Raw genomic sequence first — 18,650 nt, 5'->3', positions numbered from 1 at the left:
CTGGTTAGGCCACCAGCGCCCGGTCACTGAAGCTGGGCTGCTGCACGGTCTGGTAGGTAGAGATGGCCTGGTTGGCCAGCCTCGGCGTCACCAGGCCCAGGTCGGGCTGGGTGAAGGCCTGCTGGTTACCGTCCAGCTGCAGACGCTGACGGGCGATGAAGTCCCCGGACAGCGGGTTGTTGGGGTTCAGGTCATCGGTCTGCTGGGCTTCGACGTAGTCGGCGATCCGCTGCTGCTGGAGCTGTTGCTGCTGCAGACGGGCGGTCTCGGCGCTGTTCTCACGGATCTGCTGGGCCTGTTCTTGCCGCAGGTCCTGCGCCCGTTCCCGGGCCAGCTGCTGGTTCTCCTCGAACTGCTGCTGAGCTTCTTCACGGGCGATACGTGCCCGCTCGTTACGGGTGTCGATGGCGTTGGCCGAGGTCACGCCGGGCTGGGCGTTGACCGCCAGTGCATCATTGGTGGTTCGTGTCAGCGGGGTGTCGCTGAAAAAAGGCGTCGGGCCTAAAGGTGTGATTGCAATAGCCATTGGGTTCTCCCTGGTTTTTTGGCCTGGGAGTTTCAGTCTACGGCGAGGCAAGCCCCTCTTTTAGGCCGATCCCGCATAAGGCTGGTGACTCGATCGTCTAGCACTTTTCTTCCGTGCGCCTGTCCCGCCGCTTCGCTCTGGAGCGTCCCGTCGCGCCTGCATCGCCCGGTTCATGGGGGCTGCCGGCGATCCGCGGCGTTGGGGTGAAACGGCAAGGCGGTACGGACGTGCGGAAAAGGCCCTGGCAACCGTTCGTCGGTAGGTCCTCAGTCGGGTTCGCCCAATTCGAGGATCTGCCCGATCAGCCACTGCAGCGCCGCGTCCCGCTCCCGCGCCTGCACGCTGACCACATCCAGGTGGAAGGGCCCCACGGCGAAGGGCAGTTCGTGCAGCTCGAGCGGCAGCAAGCGGGCGAAGTACTGGGCCAGTTGCGTGGGCAACACCGCCACCAGGTCGCTGCCGGCGACGATGTGTGCCGCCTGCAGGTAGTTCGGCGTGGTGTAGAGGATCTGCCGCGTCAGGCCGCGCTCGGCGAGCCACAGGTCGACCATGCCTTTGGTCTGGCCGCCATGGACCCAGAGGTGGCGTAGCCTGAGGAAGTTTTCCAGGTCCGGTTCACCGCGCAGCAGCGGGTGATCGCGGCGGGCGGTGAGGCGCAGGGTTTCGCTCATCCAGCGGCGGCTGGCGAAGCGTGGCGGAATGCTCTGGAAGCGGCCGAGCACCAGGTCCAGCTCGCCCTTGTCCAGCGCCTCGGCGGGCAGGCTGGGGCTGAGGTGGCTGATGGCGATCTGCACCCCCGGCGCCAGCACCGCGAGGCGCTCCAGCAGGCGGGTCATGCAGATCAGCTCCACGTAGTCGGTCACGGCGATGCTGAAGCGCTGGCGGCTGCTCGCCGGGTCGAAGGCCTCGCCGGCGGAAAGGCTCTGCTCGATCTGCGCCAGGGCGGTACGGATCGGCGCCTCCAGAGCCAGCGCCCGAGGGGTGGGCTGCATGCTGCGGCCCACGCGTACCAGTAGCGGGTCGCCGAGCAGCTCGCGCAGGCGGTTGAGGGCGTTGCTCACCGCCGGCTGGCTGAGGGACAGGCGTTCGGCAGCGCGGGAGACATTGCGCTCGCGCAGCAGGGCGTCGAGTACGCGCAACAGGTTGAGATCGAACGTGGAGATATTCACCGTGGAAATACGACCTATCACAAGACTAAATTTCAAAAATAGTACCGGCTTCCTTAAGGTGTCTGGCGATTTTCGTATCCCCGCGCGCAGGCCCGCGCCCTGTCAGAACAACAAGAGGACGATCCGATGACCCAGAGCCCCAACGACATTCGACGAGCCGCCGTGATCGGTGCCGGCACCATGGGCCGGGGCATCGTCATGAGCCTGGCTAACGCCGGCGTGCAGGTGCTGTGGCTGGACAACAACCCGCAGATGCTGGTGCAGGCGCTGGGCGTGGTCGCCGACACCTACGCCCACAATGTGCGCCAGGGCCGCATCGACGAGGCCCAGGCCGCCGCTCGTCGCGCCTGCATCACCCAGGTGGCCGGCTACGACGCCCTGGCCGATGTCGACCTGGTGATCGAGGCGGTGTACGAGAACCTCGAACTCAAGCAGCAGATCTTCCGCGAGCTGGACGCCCGGCTGAAGCCGTCGGCGATCCTCGCCAGCAACACCTCGGCGCTGGATATCGACGCCATCGCCGCCGTCACCGCGCGCCCGGAGCAGGTTCTCGGCCTGCACTTCTTCAGCCCTGCGCACATCATGAAGCTGCTGGAGATCGTGCGCGGCGCCAAGACCGCCAAGCCGGTGCTCGACGCCGCCCTGGTGCTGGGCAAGCGCATGGGCAAGGTCAGTGTCATCGCCGGCAACTGCGACGGCTTCATCGGCAACCGCATGCTCAGCACCTATGTGCGCGAGGCGCGGATGATGCTGCTCGAAGGCGCCTACCCCCATCAGGTGGACGCCGCCCTGCAGGGCTTCGGCTTCGCCATGGGCCCGTTCCGCATGTACGACGTGGTCGGCATCGACCTGGAATGGCGCGCCCGCGAGCTCTCCGGCCAGGGCCAGGACGACCCGGCGGTGCAGGTGGACAACCGCCTCTGCGCCCTCGGCCGCTTCGGCCAGAAGTCGCGCATGGGCTACTACCGCTACGCCGAAGGCAGCCGCCAGGCCGAGCACGACCCGGAAGTGGACGCGCTGGTGCTGCAGGTGGCCGAGCAGCTCGGCTTCGAGCGCCGTAGCATCGGCCAGGAAGAAATCCTCGAGCGCTGCCTGCTGGCCCTGGTCAACGAAGGCGCGAAGATTCTCGAAGAGGGCATCGCCGCGTCCAGTGCCGATATCGACACCGTCTACCTCAACGGCTACGGCTTCCCTGCCGACAAGGGCGGCCCCATGAGCTGGGCCGACGGCCAGGGCCTGGAAGCCATCCGTGAGCGCCTGGAATACCTCGCCGGCCGCTTCGGCCTGCACTGGCAACCCGCCGCCCTGATCCAGCGCCTGGCCGCCGAAGGCCGCCGCTTCGCCGATTGCCAAGAGGAAGCCTGAGATGAGCTACACCGCCCCCCTGCGCGACATGCGCTTCGTGCTCCATGAGGTCTTCGACGTCGCCGGCCACTGCGAGCTGCTGGGCAACGGCCTGGACCGCGAACTCATCGACGGCGTGCTGGAAGAAGGCGCGCGCTATGCCGGTGAAGTGATCGCCCCGCTGAACCGCGCCAGCGACGAAGAGGGCGTGACCCTCGAAGGCGGCGCCGTGACCACGCCCAAGGGCTTCCGCGAGGCCTACAAGCAGTACTGCGACAACGGCTGGGCCAGCATGACCGGCCCGGTGGAGCACGGCGGCCAGGGTTTTCCGCAGATGGTCGCCGCCAGCTTCCACGAAATGCTGATGGCCGCCAGCCTTTCCTTCCGCGTCTATTCCGGCCTCACCGAAGGCGCCGTGCTGGCGCTCTACAAGCACGGCAGCGAGGCACTCAAGCAGGGCTACCTGGACAAGATGGTCGGCGGCACCTGGACCGGCACCATGTGCCTCACCGAGCCCCAGGCCGGCACCGACCTGGCGCTGCTGCGCAGCCGCGCCGAGCCCCAGGCGGACGGCAGCTACAGGGTCAGCGGCAGCAAGATCTTCATCAGCGGCGGCGAGCAGGATTTCTCGGACAACATCGTCCACCTGGTGCTGGCGCGCCTGCCCGATGCCCCGGCCGGGGTGAAGGGCATCTCGCTGTTCCTGGTGCCCAAGTTCGTCGCCAACGCCGACGGCACGCCCGGCGCGCGCAACGCCCTGTCCTGCGGCGCCATCGAGCACAAGATGGGCATCAAGGGCGCCGCCACCTGCGTGATGAACTTCGACGGCGCCACCGGCTGGCTGATCGGCGACGCCAACCAGGGCCTGGCCTGCATGTTCACCATGATGAACGACGCGCGCTTCCAGGTCGGCTTGCAGGGCCTGGGCATCGCCGAACGCGCCTTCCAGGGTGCGCTGGCCTACGCCCGCGAGCGCCTGCAATCCCGCGCCCTGACCGGCGCCGCCGAGCCCGACAAGGCCGCCGACCCGATCATCCACCACCCCGATGTGCGGCGCATGCTGCTGACCCAGAAGACCCTGGTGGAAGGCAGCCGTCTGCTCGCCGCCTACTGCGGGCGTCAGCTGGACCTGGAGCACGGCCACCCCGACGCGGCGTCGCGCAAGGCCGCCGGCAAGCGCGCGGCGCTGCTGATCCCCATCGTCAAATCCTTCTTCACCGACATGGGCCAGGAAGTGGCCAGCCTCGGCGTGCAGGTGTACGGCGGCCACGGCTACATCCGCGAATGGGGCATGGAGCAGCTGATGCGCGACAGCCGCATCACCCAGATCTACGAGGGCACCAACGGCATCCAGGCCCTCGACCTGATCCGCCGCAAGCTGATGGGCGACGGCGGCGCCGAGCTGTACGCCCTGCAGGACGAGCTGGCCGCCATGGCCGAGGCCCAGGCCGGCCGCGCCGAACTGGCGGAACTGGCCGGCGCCGTGCTGGCGCGCCTCAAGGAGTGGCGCGACCTCACCGCCACCGTGCTCGACCGCGCGCGTCACGACCCACAGGAAATCGGCGCCTGCTCGGTGGACTTCCTCCAGTACTCGGCCTATGTGTTGTTGGCCGGGCTCTGGTTGCAGGCCGCCGCCCGCGCCCAGGACGCCCTGGACGGCGGCACCGGCGAGGCGGACTTCTACCAGGCCAAGCTGCACAGCGCGCGCTTCTACGTGCGCCGCCTGCTGCCCCGCGCCAGTGGCCACCGCGAGTCGCTGCTGGGCGGCGCGGACTGCCTGATGGCCCTGCCGGAGGCGCATTTCGCGTTCTGATGGAGTCCAACCGGCGGGGAGGGCGGTCGACGCCGTCACCCCGCCTGTGCAGCACCCGCTCAGCCAAACCCGACAGCACAACAACAAGAGGCCACCCCATGCAGCCCTTCAGCTTCGCCACCACCGCGCAGATCCTCTGCGAATCCGGCTCCGCCCTCCGCCTGGCCGAGCTGTGCCGCGAGCGCGATGCCCATCGCGTGCTGATCGTCACCGACCCGGGCATCACCCGGCTGAACATGCTCGACCCCATCCTCCCGGGCTTCGCCGCCGCCGGCGTGGCGGTGGAGATCTTCGACCAGGTGCAGGCCGACCCGCCCGAGGCGGTGGTGCTGCAGGCCGTGGAACAGGCGAAGGCCTTGCGCGCCGAACTGGTGATCGGCTTCGGCGGCGGCAGCTCCATGGACGTGGCCAAGCTGGTGGCACTGTTGGCCCACCCCGACTGCAAGCAGGCGCTCAAGGACATCTACGGCGTCGGCAACGCCCGGGGCCGGCGCCTGCCGCTGATCCAGGTGCCGACCACCGCCGGCACCGGCTCGGAAGTCACCCAGATCGCCATCATCACCACCGGCGAGACCACCAAGATGGGCGTGGTTTCGCCGCTGCTGCTGCCGGACCTGGCGGTGCTCGATGCCGACCTCACCCTCGGCCTGCCCGCCGCGGTGACCGCCGCCACCGGCATCGACGCGATGGTCCACGCCATCGAGTCCTACACCAGCCGGCACAAGAAGAACCCCATGTCCGACCTGCTCGGCCGCGAGGCCCTGCGCCTGCTCTGCGCCAACCTCGACGAGGCGGTGCACAACGGCCGCAATCGCGAGGCGCGCCAGGCCATGCTGCTGGGCGCCTGCCTGGCCGGCCAGGCCTTCGCCAACGCCCCGGTGGCGGCGGTGCACGCCCTGGCCTATCCCCTGGGCGGGCATTACCACATCCCCCATGGCCTCTCGAATGCGCTGGTGCTGCCCCATGTGCTCGGCTTCAACGCCGAGGTCGCCGCGCCGCTCTATGCCGAGCTGGCACCCCTGGTACTGGGCCGCAAGCTGCAGCCGGGCAATGCCCTGCACCTCACCGAGCAGCTGATCTTCGAGCTGGCCGACTTCAGCGAGCGCAGCGGCCTGCCCACGCGCCTGCGCGATGCCGGCGTCGCCGAGGCGATGCTGCCGCAGCTGGCCAGCGACGCCATGTTGCAACAGCGCCTGCTGGTGAATAATCCGCGCGAAGTCAGCGAGCGCGATGCCCTCGCGATCTACCAAGCCGCCTATTGAAAGGACCTCCATGAGCCAGCCCCAGCACCTGCGCAGCGACTACCGCCACTTCCAGCCGATCACCACCCGCTGGCACGACAACGACGTCTACGGCCATGTGAACAACGTCGTCTACTACGGCTTCTTCGACAGCGCGGTGAACACCTACCTGATCGAAGTGGGCGGCCTGGACATCCACGACGGCGAGATCGTCGGCTTCGTGGTCAGCTCCTCCTGCGACTACTTCGCCTCCATCGCCTTCCCCGAGCGCATCGAAGTGGGCCTGCGCGTCGGCAAGCTGGGCAACAGCTCGGTGCAGTACGAACTGGCCATCTTCAAGGCCGGCGAAGACGAAGCCTGCGCCGCCGGCCGCTTCGTCCACGTCTTCGTCGACCGCACCAGCAACCGCCCCGTGCCCATCCCCGAACGCCTGCGCGCCGCCCTGGCGGAGCTGGTGGTGGCGGGCTGAGCACCGTGCCGGCACAACCATTCCCGGGCTGAAGCCCGGGCTACGGTTCTACGGCTCTTCATTTCATGGTGAGGCGCTTTCCTCGGGCGGTTTCGGGCAGCCGCCACGGAAGTGGCTGCAGCCGAACCAATAGGGCGTGGCCTTGGCCCAGAGGTTGTCGCGGTAGCCCTGGTGCAGCAACTGGAAGGCACGTTTCGAGTACGCCTCGTGGGAGCCGTCCCGCTGGCAGCCATAGCGGGTGGTGCGGATGGCACGGTTCAGGTTGGCCGCTCGCTCGTCCACGTCCTCCCCGCCGCGCCAGAAGGCGAAGCGAGTGAGCCGTCCCAGGTATTCACGGCTGGCGACTGCTTCGCTCAGGTAACGCGGCGCTGCAGGGATGGCCGCCAGGCGCTCCAGCTCGCCACGGTCCAGCGCCTGCCAGAACGGGTGCTGGCGGAACAGCGCCTGCTGCTTGGCGATAAAGGCCTGCGACTGTTCGTCGTCACGCAGGGATTCGAAGGGCGCCCGGAGGCTGACCTCGACCGGGCGGAGGGTCGCGGCTTCCATGACCTGCTGCTCCTGCGCGCCGATGTTCAGGCTGCACCACCAGTTGTTGTCGTTGTGGTTGTAGGGGTCGATGCGGCTCCAGCGGTCCTGCACATCTTCGGAGCGGAAGCGGTGGCTCAGCAGGCTCAGGTTGGGTGTGATGCGCAGGCGCGGTGCCTGGAGCAGCAGGTCGATGTAGTCGTCGCGCCGGTGGGCCGCGGTTTTGCGGAGCAGCAGGTCGCGCATGTCCGGGTCGCGCTTCGACAGGTCGAGCGCATAGGTGTCGATGCGCTCCGCCGGGTCATCCAGCAGCATCGCCCGGGTCAGGGCTGTGCGTGAGAGTAGCAGGCGGGCGTCGGCGCCCAGGCGTTCTTCCTGGGCGACCTGGTGCAGCGTGCGGGCGGGCAGCAGGTCGAGCATGCGCTCCCAGAGTGGAGGGGGGCCGCTGTAGCGGGTCGGGTACACGCCGGCGTTGTAGGCCTGATCCCAGGTTTCGGCCATGAGCAGGCGCCAGTGGTTGAATCCTTCCTCGCGCAGTGTGGCGAGGCCCGAGGCCAGCACCTGCCGGGCTTCGTCCCGGCGTCCCTGATACATCAGCCAACGCAAGGCCTGCGCGTAGGCACCGGGGCGCGGGTCGTCCTCCTGATAGCTGTTCCGTGGGTGCATGCCCCCAAGGTCCTGATGGGCGTCGAACAGCGCGAGCGTGGGCTCCACGTCCTGGTTGGCCAGGGTCACCCGCACGCTGTGAAGCCATAGCTGCCGCAGCCATTGCAGGTATTCCGGCGTCTCGCCCTCCCAGGTCCGTTCGAGATAGGGCGCTGCCTGGGCGAGCAGCTCGTCTGCCTGCGGGTCCTGTGGGTGAACGCGGGACAGCGCAATGGCCAGCCACTCGGCGCCATCGCCGTTTCGCCAGCGCTCCAGGGCATGGGCCACCAACTGACGGTTGTGTTCCCAGTAACGCGACTCGGGTTGATGCAGGGCCCAGAGCCAGTCGATATCGAAGATGTTGTAGGCCTGGTCGGCGTGCATCCAGTCGATCAGCACGTCGTCGCGGGCGACATTGCGCAGGGCCTCGTAGCGGGTATTGGACGTCGACCGTTCATTCCACCACCAGTCCGTCGGCCCCCAGGGGTTCAGGTAGCCACGCATCTGCAACAGCGCGGACTGGTACTGCGCCACCGAACGACTGACGTCGGCGCTTTTTTCCGGCGAACCTCGCAGCAGGCCGGCCAGCCAGCGCAGGTGGTGCTCGCTGGCTTCCACCGACTCCGCCGCCCAGTCCCGGCTGTAAGGGCTGCTGGGGTTGGTGAGGATGAAGCGGAGCTCACTCGCCAGCGGCTGCAATGCCTTGAAGGTCGGGTCGTTCTCCAGGCGCTCGGCTTCTTCGTAGGCTTGCTGCACCTCGCCCGACCTGCCGAGGCTGCGCAGTGTCATGTAGCGTGCATAGGCCTGCATCGAGACGCCCGGGCGTTGCGCCTGCTCGTCGAACAGCTTGCGGGCCTCGACGAAGTCACCTCGGTAGAAGGTCCAGGCCGCGAGCTGGTAGCCGTAATCGCTTGCCGCCCTCGATGATGCGTCCGCCCCTGTGTATTGAACGGGCTTTTCATCCTCCTTGCTCCACCCCCCGCAGGCCTTCAGCACCCTTTGCTGATTGGCCATCCAATGGGTTTCGTAAGCCGTACCGGGGCCGAGCTCAGCACGCAGCTGCTGCAGCACTTGCAGGGCAGTGTCGTACCTGCACCCCGCATAGATGTTCACAGAGTTGCTGGACGACGCATCGAACAGTTGGTGGTCGATGAGCACCCGGCGCCAGAGCTCCTGGCTGGCCGCCTGGCGTTGCTCCCGCTCGTAGGAGGAAGGCGCCAGGCTGTCGATGCTCTGCCGGTTGGCGAACAGGCTCTCGCCGAGGAACGACGGGCGGGGCAAGTCCTGGGCGAGGGTCAGGGTGGGGGAGAGCAGCAGGCAGGCGAGCAGGGGGAAACAGCGGGTCATCGGACGCTTCCTTGCGCGGTCGAGAGGCTGCGAAAGCCTAATCTTCGCCGGTTCGGCTGTCTGTGGTTTTTAACCCCCTGGAGCAGGTTTTTTCACCAGATCGACTCCGAACGACCGGAATGGCGACATCGACGGGGTGCGCTGACCGGTCGCTCTACCCTAAATGGGCTTGTGCCCGCAGAATGCGCGGCAAATCCGTTGCGCTTCCACTGACTGCAGGGCAGAGACCTTGCGGCCTGGTGCTTCTTCCATTCCGCCGGGCCGGGGTGGCGCTTCGGGGCATCTTGGGTATCGGCCGTGTTCGCGGCCCCTGTTCAGTGAATCTGCCATGTCTTCCGAAAAACGCTCCATCCTCCAGCGCGTGAAGGGCACCAGCCTGGTGACGCGCATCCTCATCGGCCTGGTGGCCGGCATCCTGCTGGCGGTGCTGATGCCGGAGGCGGCCCAGGCCGTCGGCCTGCTCGGCAAGCTCTTCGTCATGGCGCTGAAGGCCGTGGCGCCGGTGCTGGTGTTCGTGCTGGTGATCGCCGCCATCGGCAACCACAAGCCGGGCGAGCGCACCCATATCCGCCCGATCCTGTTCCTTTACCTGATCGGAACCTTCTCGGCGGCTGTGGTGGCGGTGCTGGCTTCCAGCCTGTTCCCCTCCACCCTGCACCTGAGCGCGGCGGCCAATGACCTGGCGCCGCCCGGCAATATCTCCGAGGTGCTGCTGAGCCTGCTGGGCAGTGCGGTGGCCAACCCGGTGACGGCGCTGATGGAGGCCAACTTCATCGGCATCCTGGTCTGGGCCGTGGGCCTGGGCATCGCCATCCGCCAGGGCAGCGAGACCACCCGCACGGTGTTCAGCGACCTGTCCAACGGCGTGTCGCTGATCGTGCGCGTGGTGATCGCCTTCGCCCCGCTGGGCATCTTCGGCCTGGTGGCCTCGACCTTGGCGGAGAACGGCCTCAAGGTGCTGGCCGACTACGCCCACCTGCTGGCGGTGCTGCTGGGCTGCATGCTGTTCGTGGCCTTCGTGGTGAACCCGCTGATCGTGTTCTGGAAGATCCGCCGCAACCCCTACCCGCTGGTGCTGACCTGCCTGCGCGAGAGCGGCATCACCGCCTTCTTCACCCGCAGCTCGGCGGCCAACATCCCGGTGAACCTGGAGCTGTCGAAGAAGCTCGGCCTGCACGAGGACACCTATTCGGTCTCCATCCCCCTGGGCGCGACCATCAACATGGCCGGCGCGGCGATCACCATCACCGTGCTGACCCTGGCGGCGGTGAAGACCCTGGGCATCGCGGTGGACATCCCCACGGCCATCCTGCTCAGCGTGGTGGCGTCCATCTGCGCGTGCGGCGCCTCGGGCGTGGCCGGCGGCTCGCTGCTGTTGATCCCGCTGGCCTGCAGCCTGTTCGGCATCCCCAGCGAGGTGGCGATGCAGGTGGTGGCGGTGGGTTTCATCATCGGCATCCTCCAGGACGCTGCCGAGACCGCGCTGAACTCTTCCACCGACGTGCTCTTCACCGCAGCGGCCTGCATGGCCAGCGGTGATATCGACGAGCCGGCTGAAACAAACCTCGGCTGATCCCCTTCGGCGCGCGCCTCAGGGCGCGGCGCTGTCCTTTTCGGCGGTGGCGGGTTCGGCGAACCAGTCGCCGCTGTCCGGGAACTGCCCCGGCAGGTCGGACTCCAGTTCGATGACCCGCCGCCCGGGCATCCCCGCCTTGTCGATCAGGTAGCCGTGGTGGCGCAGGAACAGCGCCTGGAACGAGCCGTCCGCGCGTATCTGTTCGAAGCCCTCGGTGAAGCGCTTCACCAACAGCGCGTTGCCTTTGGCGAAGGTGAAGTACACCGGCATCGGGTACTTCAGCGCCAGGTGCTGCTCCACCGTCAGGTCCGGCAGCGCGGCGCGGTTGGCGTCCACTTCGGCCCAGGCTTCGCTGAGGCCGCGGTGGAAGTAGTCGAAGCGGCGTTGCTCCAGCATCGGCAGCAGGTTGCCGGGGTTGGCCATGCCCAGCACCGGCAGGTGGTTGCGGGCGAACAGCGGGAAGTCGCTCCACTGGCTGCCGAAACCGCCGGTGAGGCGGCGCAGGCCATCGAGGTTGTCGATGCCGGCGAAATCGGCCTGGCGATCCTTGCGGATGATCAGTACGCGGTAGCCGAGCAGGCCCTGGTGCATGTCGATGGGCAGCATGCGGAAGTCGGCCAGACGCTCGCGGTTCGGCGGCACGTAGGCGAGGTCCACCAGGCCGGCCTTGAGCATGGCCAGGCAGCGTTCCTGGGACGGGTCCGGCGCCTGGCTGGTGACGATGCTGGCTTCGCCGTAGCGCTCGGCTGTGCGGGCGAGGATGAGGTTGGCCAGTTCGATGCGGTAGGCGTAGGTGACCGGGCTTTGCTGGCAGACGCGCAGTTGCTGCCCGGCGAAGGCGGCCGGGAGCAGGGTGGAGAGGCAGAGCAAAGCTATGGCGTAGCGGATGAAACCCATGGCGTGTCCACGGCGACCGGCGTGCATGCGCCAGCAGAGTAATGACAGAAGATTACAGTCTTCTCAGACGCTTCGCCCGCTGGCTGTTGAGCATCACGACACCCGGCGCTATCCTGGCTCGTGGTCGGCAGTTCACCCAGGCGTCACCGGTGCCCATTCGGGCAGCTAAACCTGCCACGAGCCTCAGGCTCACTCATCGACCGACACTCGTCCCGTGCCGCGTCGGAACCCGGCGACCCCCGACATCCTCCCCCGAGGACTTGGCACACACGAGGAACGAACTGTGTCCAAGACGCTTATCCCTTTCGCTACCGATGACATGTCTGCACTCGCCCGCTCGCTGGTCCGCCAGCTCGAGGAGCGCGAACGGCCGCCTGGCCATGTGGAGATGCTCAACCTGCTGGCCCGCGCCCGGGGCTTTCGCAGCTTCCAGGCGCTGCGTGCGAGCCAGACGGCCGAACGCCAGCTGAGCCAACCGCCAGCCGGCAATGCGGTGGACTACGTGCTGGTGCGCCGCCTGCTGCGTTACTTCGACGAGCAGGGCCGGCTGTGCACTTGGCCCGGCAAGCACAGCCACCGACGCCCCTGCCTGTGGATGACCTGGATGGCCCTGCCGCCCCGTACCGCGATGAGCGAACGCGAGGTGGACGGGCATATCCGCGAGGTCGCGAGCCTGGGCGACCACGTGCTGTTGCGCCGGGAAATGGTGGATGCCGGCTGGCTGGTGCGTACGCCGGACGGGCGCGAGTACCGCCGCGTGGAGCTGCGTCCGGAGCCGCTGGCGATGGCGCTGCGTGAACAGCTGGGCAGGCGCTCGGCCTGACGTGAAAAGGCGCGCAGGGACGCGCGCCTTCAAGCCTCGTCGAAGTGGCTGGTGAGCAGCAGGCAACCCAGGGGTGCCGTATCGACTTGCAGGCGCGGCCAGCGTTGCAGCCAATCCTTGGCCTGCAGGCGTTCGGCGAAGACCGCCTGGCGCGGGTGCAGCGGGTTGGGCGTGATGCGCAGGTCGAGCAGCCCGGACTGCACGAAGGGGGTGGCGATCTCGATGCCGCCACCCGGGCGCAGGCGCACGCCGATGGCTGTCTGCACCTCCGGCCAGTGGCTCATGGCATCGCGGCTGTCGCGGTAGGGTTCGTCGCCGTTGCGCAGGTGCATGCGCGCCTGGTTCTTCACCGACCAGGGCAGGTGCCCGGCCATGCGCCGCAGGGCCTGCTCGATGCGCAGGTCGGCTTCGGGGTCGAGGTCATCGGGGTTGAAGTGGATCAGGTCGAGATCGGCCAGCGGCGTGGCGTCGCGGTAGCCGTGAAGACGGTCCCAGGCGAGGTTGCGGACGAAGCCGGCGGCCAGCCAGGCGTCGTGCAGGCCCAGGCTGGCGACGCAGCGCAGGGCCAGCAGGCGCTGGGCGTCGCCACGCAGCCAGCGCTGCAGGTGGGGCAGGGGATTCTCGTAAGCCACCGGCAGCACCGGCCCCCGCAGCGTGCAACGCGGAGGCTGGGCGTGTGGCTCCATGATGCTCAATCGCGGTGCCTGTGCTTGCGGTGCTTCTTGCCGCCGCTGTCCTTGTTCAGCTCGCTGGCGATGGCGCCGCCTGCCGCACCGCCGAGGCCGGCGCCGATGGCGGCTCCGGTGTTGCCACCGAGCTTGTTGCCCACCACCGAACCCCCGGCGGCACCCAGGCCACCGCCCAGTGCGGCGCCGGTCTTGTTGCCGTCACGCGCGGTGATGGCGCCACCGGCGGCACCGCCGAGGCCGGCACCGATGGCCGCACCGGTGCTGCCACCGATGGATTGGCCGACGACGTTGCCCAGCGCACCGCCGAGACCGCCGCCGAGGGCGTTCTTGGTGGTTTCGCCGGCGACCACGGCTTGGGTCGCGAGCAGGCTCAGGGCCAGGGCGGGAAGAGTGAGGCGCATCGGGTGTTTCTCCAGGCAAGGTCACGAGGGCCACCTGCACTGCAGATGGCCCTCGAAGATTAAGAGGCTGTGAATGTGACGGGAGTTCTGTGAGGGGGGCCGATCGACCGGGATTGGCGACTAACGGTCGCGATCAATCATCCCAGTCGTGGTGGTGGCGATGCTTGTGCTTGCGGTGGCCCCAGCCGTGGCCACGACCATGCTCGTGGCGATCGCCACGGCGATCGTAGTAACGACGATCGTCACGGTCGTCGTCGCGACGGCTCTCGTTACCCATGTAGTTGCCCAGTGCGCCACCGGCGCCACCGCCGGCCGCTGCACCGATCAGGCTGCCGGTGTTGCCACCGACCTGGCGACCGATGACGTTGCCGCCGGCCGCACCCAGTGCGCCACCCAGGGCCGCTTCGGTGCGGTTGCGCCGGTCGGCACCCACTGCGCCGCCCGCGGCACCGCCGACACCGGCACCGATGGCCGCGCCGGTGTTGCCACCGATGGATTGACCGACGACCGAGCCCAGTACCCCGCCCAGCGCGCCACCCACCCCGGCTTCGGTGGTGCCGCCGGCGAAGGCGCCGCCACTGACGAGGCAGAAAGACAGAAGGAGGATCGAGGATTGCTTCATGGAGGGGAGAGCCTCTGTTGTTTGGACGAGGCGATAGTTGCCAGCGGAACGGCCCTGTACAAGCGCCTCCCGACGAATTGCACAGGGTTTTTCACATTCTCTAAATAATTGTTTTTGCTGGAGAACTTTGACTGTTTTGGCGATGTCAGAGCCTTATTCCAGTCCCTTGTTTCGGGCCTTTTTCAGGCCATTTCCTGATGGCATTGCGCCTTGTTTCTGCACCCCTTCAGCGGGGGGGATTCCGCTTTTTCCCGGCCCTTCGATGCGCGTGATCGGTGCGCACCGTTCCGCTTGCCCATGTCACTTCGGTCGAGTACCTGACCTCGCGTGCGAGCGGGAACGATCGCAGGTGCGCGCCGCACACCCTACGGGAGGCTCCGTTCCCGCCGTAGGGTGATGGGCAGCGAGCCATCAGAGAATGCGCCCGCTTTCCTGCGCTGCCTGGATGCGTATGGCAATGAACTTGGAGGTGGGCGTGTGGCTGCCGACGCCGAAGCTGTCCAGGGGCACCAGGGGGTTGGTTTCCGGGTAGTAGGCGGCGGCCTGGCCGGCGGGGATGTCGAAGGCCAGCAGGGTGAAGCCTTCCACCCTGCGTTCGATGCCGTCGTCCCAGAGCGAGACCATGTCCACTTTCTGCCCGCTCTGATAGCCCAGGCGCTGGATGTCGGCTTCGTTGGCGAACACCACCTCGCGCTGGCCGCGTACGCCACGGTAGCGGTCGTCGAGGCCGTAGATGGTGGTGTTGTACTGGTCGTGGGAGCGCAGGGTCTGGAGGATCAGGTCGGGCTTGATGCCGCTGGCGCGGATGCGTTCATGGATCAGGGTTTCCGGCAGCGGGTTGGCCTTGAAGTTGGCGCGGCCGCTGGCGGTCTTCCAGGTGCGCGCGCCGGCACTGTTGCCCAGGTAGAAGCCGCCCGGGTGCTGCACGCGCTGGTTGAAGTCGGCGAAGCCGGGAATGGTGTCGGCGATCAGGTCGCGGATGCGGTCGTAGTTGGCGATCATCGCGTCCCAGTCCACCGGGTGGTTGCCCAGGGTGGCCTTGGCGATGCCGGCGACGATGGCCGGTTCCGAGCGCATCTCGCGGGACAGCGGTGACAGCTGGCCGTTGGAGGCGTGGATCATGCTGAAGGAGTCCTCCACCGTCACCGCCTGCGGGCCGTGGGCCTGGTGGTCGATGTCGGTGCGACCGAGGCAGGGCAGGATCAGCGCGTCGCGGCCGACGGTGAGGTGGCTGCGGTTGAGCTTGGTGCTGATCTGCACGGTGAGGTCGCAGTTCATCAGCGCCTGGTGGGTGCGCGGGCTGTCCGGCGTGGCCTGGGCGAAGTTGCCGCCGAGGCCGATGAAGACGCGGGCCTGGCCGTCGAGCATGGCGTTGATGGCTTCCACGGTGTTGTGGCCGTTCTCGCGGGGCACCTTGAACTGGAAGCGCTTCTCCAGCGCGTCGAGCAGGGCCACCGGCGGGCGGTCGTTGATGCCCATGGTGCGGTCGCCCTGCACGTTGCTGTGGCCGCGCACCGGGCACAGGCCGGCGCCGGGGCGGCCGAGGTTGCCGCGCAGCAGTTGCAGGTTGACGATTTCCTGGATGGTCGGCACCGAGTGGTGGTGCTGGGTGATGCCCATGGCCCAGCAGATGATCACCCGCTCGGCACGGCGGTACATGCGCGCGGCCTGCTCGATCTCGGCGAGGCTGAGGCCCGATTGCTGCTCGATATGTTCCCAGGTGGTGGCGTCCAGTTCGGCCAGGTATCCGTCTACACCATCGGTGTGTTCGGCGATGAAGGCGTGGTCGAACACCGCCGGCTGGCCGGCGGCCTGGGCTTCACGCTCCCACTGCAGGAGGAACTTGGCGATGCCGCGCATGGCGGCCATGTCGCCGCCCAGGGCCGGGCGGAAGAACGCGGTGTTGAGCGGGGCGGAGCCGTTGGTGAGCATTTCCAGGGCGTGCTGGGGATGCTGGAAGCGTTCCAGGCCGCGCTCCTTGAGCGGGTTGAAGGCGACCACCTGGGCGCCGCGCTTCACCGCCTCGCGCAGCGGTTCGAGCATGCGCGGGTGGTTGGTGCCGGGGTTCTGGCCGAGGACGAAGATGGCATCGGCGTGCTCGAAGTCGGCGAAGGTCACGCTGCCCTTGCCGACGCCGACGCTCTGGCCCAGGGCCACGCCGCTGGCCTCGTGGCACATGTTCGAGCAGTCGGGGAAGTTGTTGGTGCCGTAGGCGCGGACGAACAGTTGGTAGAGGAACGCGGCTTCGTTGCTGGCGCGGCCGGAAGTGTAGAACTCGGCCTGGTTCGGGTCGGGCAGGCGCTTGAGGTGGCTGGCGACCAGGGCGAAGGCGTCGTCCCAGCTGACCGGCAGGTAGTGGTCGCTGGCGGCGTCGTAGCGCATCGGCTGTGTCAGGCGGCCCTGGTATTCGAGCCAGTAGTCGCTCTGCTCGCGCAGCTGGCTGACGCTGTAGCGGGCGAAGAAGGCGGCGTCGACCCGGCGCTTGGTGGCTTCCCAGTTCACCGCCTTGGCGCCGTTCTCGCAGAACTTGATGCGGCCGTCTTCGGGGGAGTCGCCCCAGGCGCAGCCGGGGCAGTCGAAGCCGCCGTTCTGGTTGGTCTTGAGCAGGGCACGCAGGTTCTTGAACGGCTGCTTACTGTCCAGCCAGAAGTGCGCGACGCTCTTCAGCGCGCCCCAGCCGGCGGCGGCGCCGTTATAGGGCTTGTAGCGGGGATGCACGGGTTGCAGGCTCATGGCTGTACTTCTTCTGTTCGTGGCGCCGGGCTGTAGACCCGGGGGGCGCTGTGATGGGGCAGGTGGATCAGGTTCAGGTTGTGCTGGCGCGCCCATTGCACGGTGAGCGCGGTGGGGGCCGAGAGGCTGACCAGGGTGCCGAGGCCGGCACGCACCGCCTTGTGGATAAGTTCGAGGCTGCAGCGGCTGGTGACCACGGCGAAACCGGCGCGCGGGTCGAGCTTCTGCCGCAGGACGGCACCGATAAGTTTGTCCAGGGCGTTATGGCGACCGATGTCTTCGCGGCACAGCACCAGTTCGCCCGCGGCGTCGACGAAGAGCGCCGCGTGCAGGGCGCCGCTGCGGCGGGCCAGGTCCTGCTTGGCGGCGATGCGCTGGCGCAGGTCGGCCAAGTGCTCCGCCGGGGGCAGCGGTTGCGGTTGCAGCACCTTGAGGGCAGGCAGCGCCTGCTCCAGGGCCTCCACGCCGCAGAGGCCGCAGCCGGTGGTGCCGGCCAGTTGGCGGCGCTGGTCTTTCAGGGCCCAGAAGGCGCGGTTGGCGATTTCCACCTCGGCCTGGCGGGCGTCGTCGCAGCCACCGAGGCGGCTGTCATAGATGTCATCGATCGAGTCGACGATGCCGGCGCTGAGGCTGAAGCCGACGAGGAAGTCTTCCAGATCGGCGGGCGAGACCATCATCACCGCGTGGCTGATGCCGTTGTAGGCGATGGCCAGGGCGCATTCCTCGGCCAGCAGGCCCTCGCCGGACGCAGCGGCACCGCCCAGTTCGGCATAGGCATAGCCCCGCGCCTGGGTGACCGGCTCGGTATCGATGAAAGGGGGAGTGGAAAGCTGGCGTGGCACGGGTGGCGCCCCTGCGACGGATTGACACAGGCAGCCTAGGCGCTGGTGGCGGGGTCCGTCTAATCGCTATTGCCGATACTGTGATCGACGCCATCTATCAAGGCGGGGTCGAACAGCCGGCGGGCTTCCTGGAAACAGGCATCCGCCAGGGCCGAGCGGGTCTGTCCTCGGCGCTGGATGAGCCCCAGTGGGGCCAGGGTGTGGGCCTGCTCGATGGGCAGCAGGGCCAGGTGTTCGGTGAGTTCGTCGAGGCCGCTGGCCAACGGCATGATGGCGCAGCACAGGCCGACGTTGACCGCCTGCAGCAGCTGATGCACGGCGTCGGTTTCCAGGCGCGGCTGCGGCGCCAGGCCCCGGCTGCGGAAGCCGTGGTCGATGGACTGGCGGAAGTGCATGCCGCTGGAGAGCAGGCCCAGGGGCAGGCCGGCAAGGGCTTCCCAGGCCAGCTGCGGGGCTTCGAAGGTGAAGTGGCGCCGGTCGTACAGCAGGCCCATGCGCGTGTCGGCGATCTCCAGGCTGTCGAAGTGTTCGCGATCCAGGCGGTCGAGGTAGGAGAGGCCGAGGTCGAGCTGGTTGCGCGCCAGGCGTTCGAGGATCTGCTCGGAGCTGAGGGCGAACAGCTGGAAGCGCAGGTCAGGGTGCTGCTCGGCGAAGGCTTGCACCAGGCGCATGGGGTCATAGCCCGCCAGGGGCACCACGCCCAGGCGCAGGGTGCCCACCAGGTGGCCGCGACAGGCAGCGGCCTCGGCGTGCAGGCCGTCATGGGCGGCGAGCAGGGTGCGGGCCCAGGCGAGCACGCGCTGGCCGGCATCGGTGAAGCCTTCGAAACGCTGGCCACGCTGCACCAGTTCCAGGCCCAGTTCTTCCTCCAGGCTGCGCAGGCGCATGGACAGTGTGGGCTGGGTGACGTGGCAGCGCGCGGCGGCCTGGCCGAAGTGGCGGGTCTCGTCCAGGGCGACGAGGAACTTGAGCTGCTTGATGTCCATGG

At 68.0% G+C, this 18,650-nt stretch carries 16 protein-coding genes; 6 read left to right on the top strand and 10 right to left on the bottom strand.

Annotated features, from left to right (window positions below):
• Positions 1-4: 4 nt before the first annotated feature.
• Positions 5-526, bottom strand: coding sequence for a hypothetical protein (locus tag OEJ36_RS07770; RefSeq protein ID WP_263401001.1), 522 nt, complete (start codon positions 524-526; stop codon positions 5-7).
• Between the two features lie 266 nt (positions 527-792).
• Positions 793-1,695: a LysR family transcriptional regulator gene (locus tag OEJ36_RS07765; protein ID WP_263401060.1), complete on the bottom strand. Its 903-nt coding sequence runs from the start codon at positions 1,693-1,695 to the stop codon at positions 793-795.
• A gap of 126 nt (positions 1,696-1,821) precedes the next feature.
• On the opposite strand from OEJ36_RS07765, the gene OEJ36_RS07760 reads away from it, so the two are divergent.
• The 4 genes from OEJ36_RS07760 (at position 1,822) to OEJ36_RS07745 (ending at position 6,562) form a co-directional block, all read left to right on the top strand.
• Positions 1,822-3,060 carry a 3-hydroxyacyl-CoA dehydrogenase gene (locus tag OEJ36_RS07760; protein WP_263401000.1) on the top strand — a complete coding sequence of 413 codons (1,239 nt, stop codon included), beginning with the start codon at positions 1,822-1,824 and terminating at the stop codon, positions 3,058-3,060.
• A gap of 1 nt (position 3,061) precedes the next feature.
• Positions 3,062-4,852, top strand: coding sequence for an acyl-CoA dehydrogenase C-terminal domain-containing protein (locus OEJ36_RS07755; protein WP_263400999.1), 1,791 nt, complete (start codon positions 3,062-3,064; stop codon positions 4,850-4,852).
• 98 nt (positions 4,853-4,950) lie between these two features.
• Complete coding sequence (locus OEJ36_RS07750; protein WP_263400998.1) at positions 4,951-6,114, top strand: iron-containing alcohol dehydrogenase; 1,164 nt, start codon at positions 4,951-4,953, stop codon at positions 6,112-6,114.
• Positions 6,115-6,124: 10 nt separating this feature from the next.
• Positions 6,125-6,562, top strand: a complete 438-nt coding sequence (locus OEJ36_RS07745) for an acyl-CoA thioesterase (RefSeq protein ID WP_184489769.1) — start codon at positions 6,125-6,127, stop codon at positions 6,560-6,562.
• 63 nt (positions 6,563-6,625) lie between these two features.
• Here the strand turns inward: OEJ36_RS07745 and OEJ36_RS07740 are convergent, their stop codons facing one another.
• A complete protein-coding gene (locus OEJ36_RS07740) occupies positions 6,626-9,079 on the bottom strand; it encodes a hypothetical protein (RefSeq protein WP_263400997.1) in 2,454 nt (817 codons plus the stop codon).
• A 328-nt stretch (positions 9,080-9,407) separates the two neighbouring features.
• Here OEJ36_RS07740 and sstT point away from each other — a divergent pair, with 328 nt between their 5' ends.
• The gene (gene sstT / locus OEJ36_RS07735) at positions 9,408-10,652 is read left to right on the top strand and encodes a serine/threonine transporter SstT (RefSeq protein ID WP_263400996.1); all 1,245 of its coding nucleotides are present in this window, start codon (positions 9,408-9,410) and stop codon (positions 10,650-10,652) included.
• Positions 10,653-10,670: 18 nt separating this feature from the next.
• On the opposite strand, the gene OEJ36_RS07730 is transcribed toward sstT, so the two are convergent.
• The gene (locus OEJ36_RS07730) at positions 10,671-11,552 is read right to left on the bottom strand and encodes a substrate-binding periplasmic protein (RefSeq protein WP_263400995.1); all 882 of its coding nucleotides are present in this window, start codon (positions 11,550-11,552) and stop codon (positions 10,671-10,673) included.
• Between the two features lie 283 nt (positions 11,553-11,835).
• On the opposite strand from OEJ36_RS07730, the gene OEJ36_RS07725 reads away from it, so the two are divergent.
• On the top strand, positions 11,836-12,375 hold the full coding sequence (locus OEJ36_RS07725) for a DUF2087 domain-containing protein (RefSeq protein ID WP_263400994.1): 540 nt from the start codon (positions 11,836-11,838) through the stop codon (positions 12,373-12,375).
• Between the two features lie 29 nt (positions 12,376-12,404).
• Here the strand turns inward: OEJ36_RS07725 and OEJ36_RS07720 are convergent, their stop codons facing one another.
• From OEJ36_RS07720 to OEJ36_RS07695, 6 genes are all read right to left on the bottom strand, one after another.
• Positions 12,405-13,007, bottom strand: a complete 603-nt coding sequence (locus OEJ36_RS07720; protein ID WP_263400993.1) for a nucleotidyltransferase family protein — start codon at positions 13,005-13,007, stop codon at positions 12,405-12,407.
• A gap of 59 nt (positions 13,008-13,066) precedes the next feature.
• Positions 13,067-13,465, bottom strand: coding sequence for a hypothetical protein (locus OEJ36_RS07715; protein WP_263400992.1), 399 nt, complete (start codon positions 13,463-13,465; stop codon positions 13,067-13,069).
• 133 nt (positions 13,466-13,598) lie between these two features.
• Positions 13,599-14,087 (bottom strand): YMGG-like glycine zipper-containing protein, encoded by a 489-nt coding sequence (locus tag OEJ36_RS07710; protein ID WP_263400991.1) that lies wholly within the window; start codon positions 14,085-14,087, stop codon positions 13,599-13,601.
• Between the two features lie 411 nt (positions 14,088-14,498).
• Positions 14,499-16,820: an FdhF/YdeP family oxidoreductase gene (locus tag OEJ36_RS07705; protein ID WP_263400990.1), complete on the bottom strand. Its 2,322-nt coding sequence runs from the start codon at positions 16,818-16,820 to the stop codon at positions 14,499-14,501.
• Complete coding sequence (gene fdhD / locus OEJ36_RS07700) at positions 16,817-17,662, bottom strand: formate dehydrogenase accessory sulfurtransferase FdhD (protein ID WP_411860976.1); 846 nt, start codon at positions 17,660-17,662, stop codon at positions 16,817-16,819. Before fdhD ends, OEJ36_RS07705 begins: the two co-directional genes overlap by 4 nt.
• A gap of 59 nt (positions 17,663-17,721) precedes the next feature.
• Complete coding sequence (locus OEJ36_RS07695) at positions 17,722-18,648, bottom strand: LysR family transcriptional regulator (RefSeq protein ID WP_263400989.1); 927 nt, start codon at positions 18,646-18,648, stop codon at positions 17,722-17,724.
• Positions 18,649-18,650 lie beyond the last annotated feature (2 nt).

The sequence above is a fragment of the Pseudomonas sp. PDM13 genome, assembly GCF_025685765.1.
GTDB lineage: Bacteria > Pseudomonadota > Gammaproteobacteria > Pseudomonadales > Pseudomonadaceae > Metapseudomonas > Metapseudomonas solani.
The sequence above is the reverse complement of the archived record's forward strand: the minus strand, read 5'-3'. Positions and strand labels throughout refer to the sequence as shown.

Coding starts and splice junctions, on each gene's coding strand:
- OEJ36_RS07755 (WP_263400999.1), top strand. CDS start 3,062: ATGAGCTACACCGCCCCCCTGCGCGACATGCGCTTCGTGCTCCATGAG.
- OEJ36_RS07750 (WP_263400998.1), top strand. CDS start 4,951: ATGCAGCCCTTCAGCTTCGCCACCACCGCGCAGATCCTCTGCGAATCC.
- OEJ36_RS07695 (WP_263400989.1), bottom strand. CDS start 18,648: ATGGACATCAAGCAGCTCAAGTTCCTCGTCGCCCTGGACGAGACCCGC.
- OEJ36_RS07730 (WP_263400995.1), bottom strand. CDS start 11,552: ATGGGTTTCATCCGCTACGCCATAGCTTTGCTCTGCCTCTCCACCCTG.
- sstT (WP_263400996.1), top strand. CDS start 9,408: ATGTCTTCCGAAAAACGCTCCATCCTCCAGCGCGTGAAGGGCACCAGC.
- OEJ36_RS07740 (WP_263400997.1), bottom strand. CDS start 9,079: ATGACCCGCTGTTTCCCCCTGCTCGCCTGCCTGCTGCTCTCCCCCACC.
- OEJ36_RS07745 (WP_184489769.1), top strand. CDS start 6,125: ATGAGCCAGCCCCAGCACCTGCGCAGCGACTACCGCCACTTCCAGCCG.
- OEJ36_RS07770 (WP_263401001.1), bottom strand. CDS start 526: ATGGCTATTGCAATCACACCTTTAGGCCCGACGCCTTTTTTCAGCGAC.
- OEJ36_RS07705 (WP_263400990.1), bottom strand. CDS start 16,820: ATGAGCCTGCAACCCGTGCATCCCCGCTACAAGCCCTATAACGGCGCC.
- OEJ36_RS07760 (WP_263401000.1), top strand. CDS start 1,822: ATGACCCAGAGCCCCAACGACATTCGACGAGCCGCCGTGATCGGTGCC.
- OEJ36_RS07715 (WP_263400992.1), bottom strand. CDS start 13,465: ATGCGCCTCACTCTTCCCGCCCTGGCCCTGAGCCTGCTCGCGACCCAA.
- OEJ36_RS07710 (WP_263400991.1), bottom strand. CDS start 14,087: ATGAAGCAATCCTCGATCCTCCTTCTGTCTTTCTGCCTCGTCAGTGGC.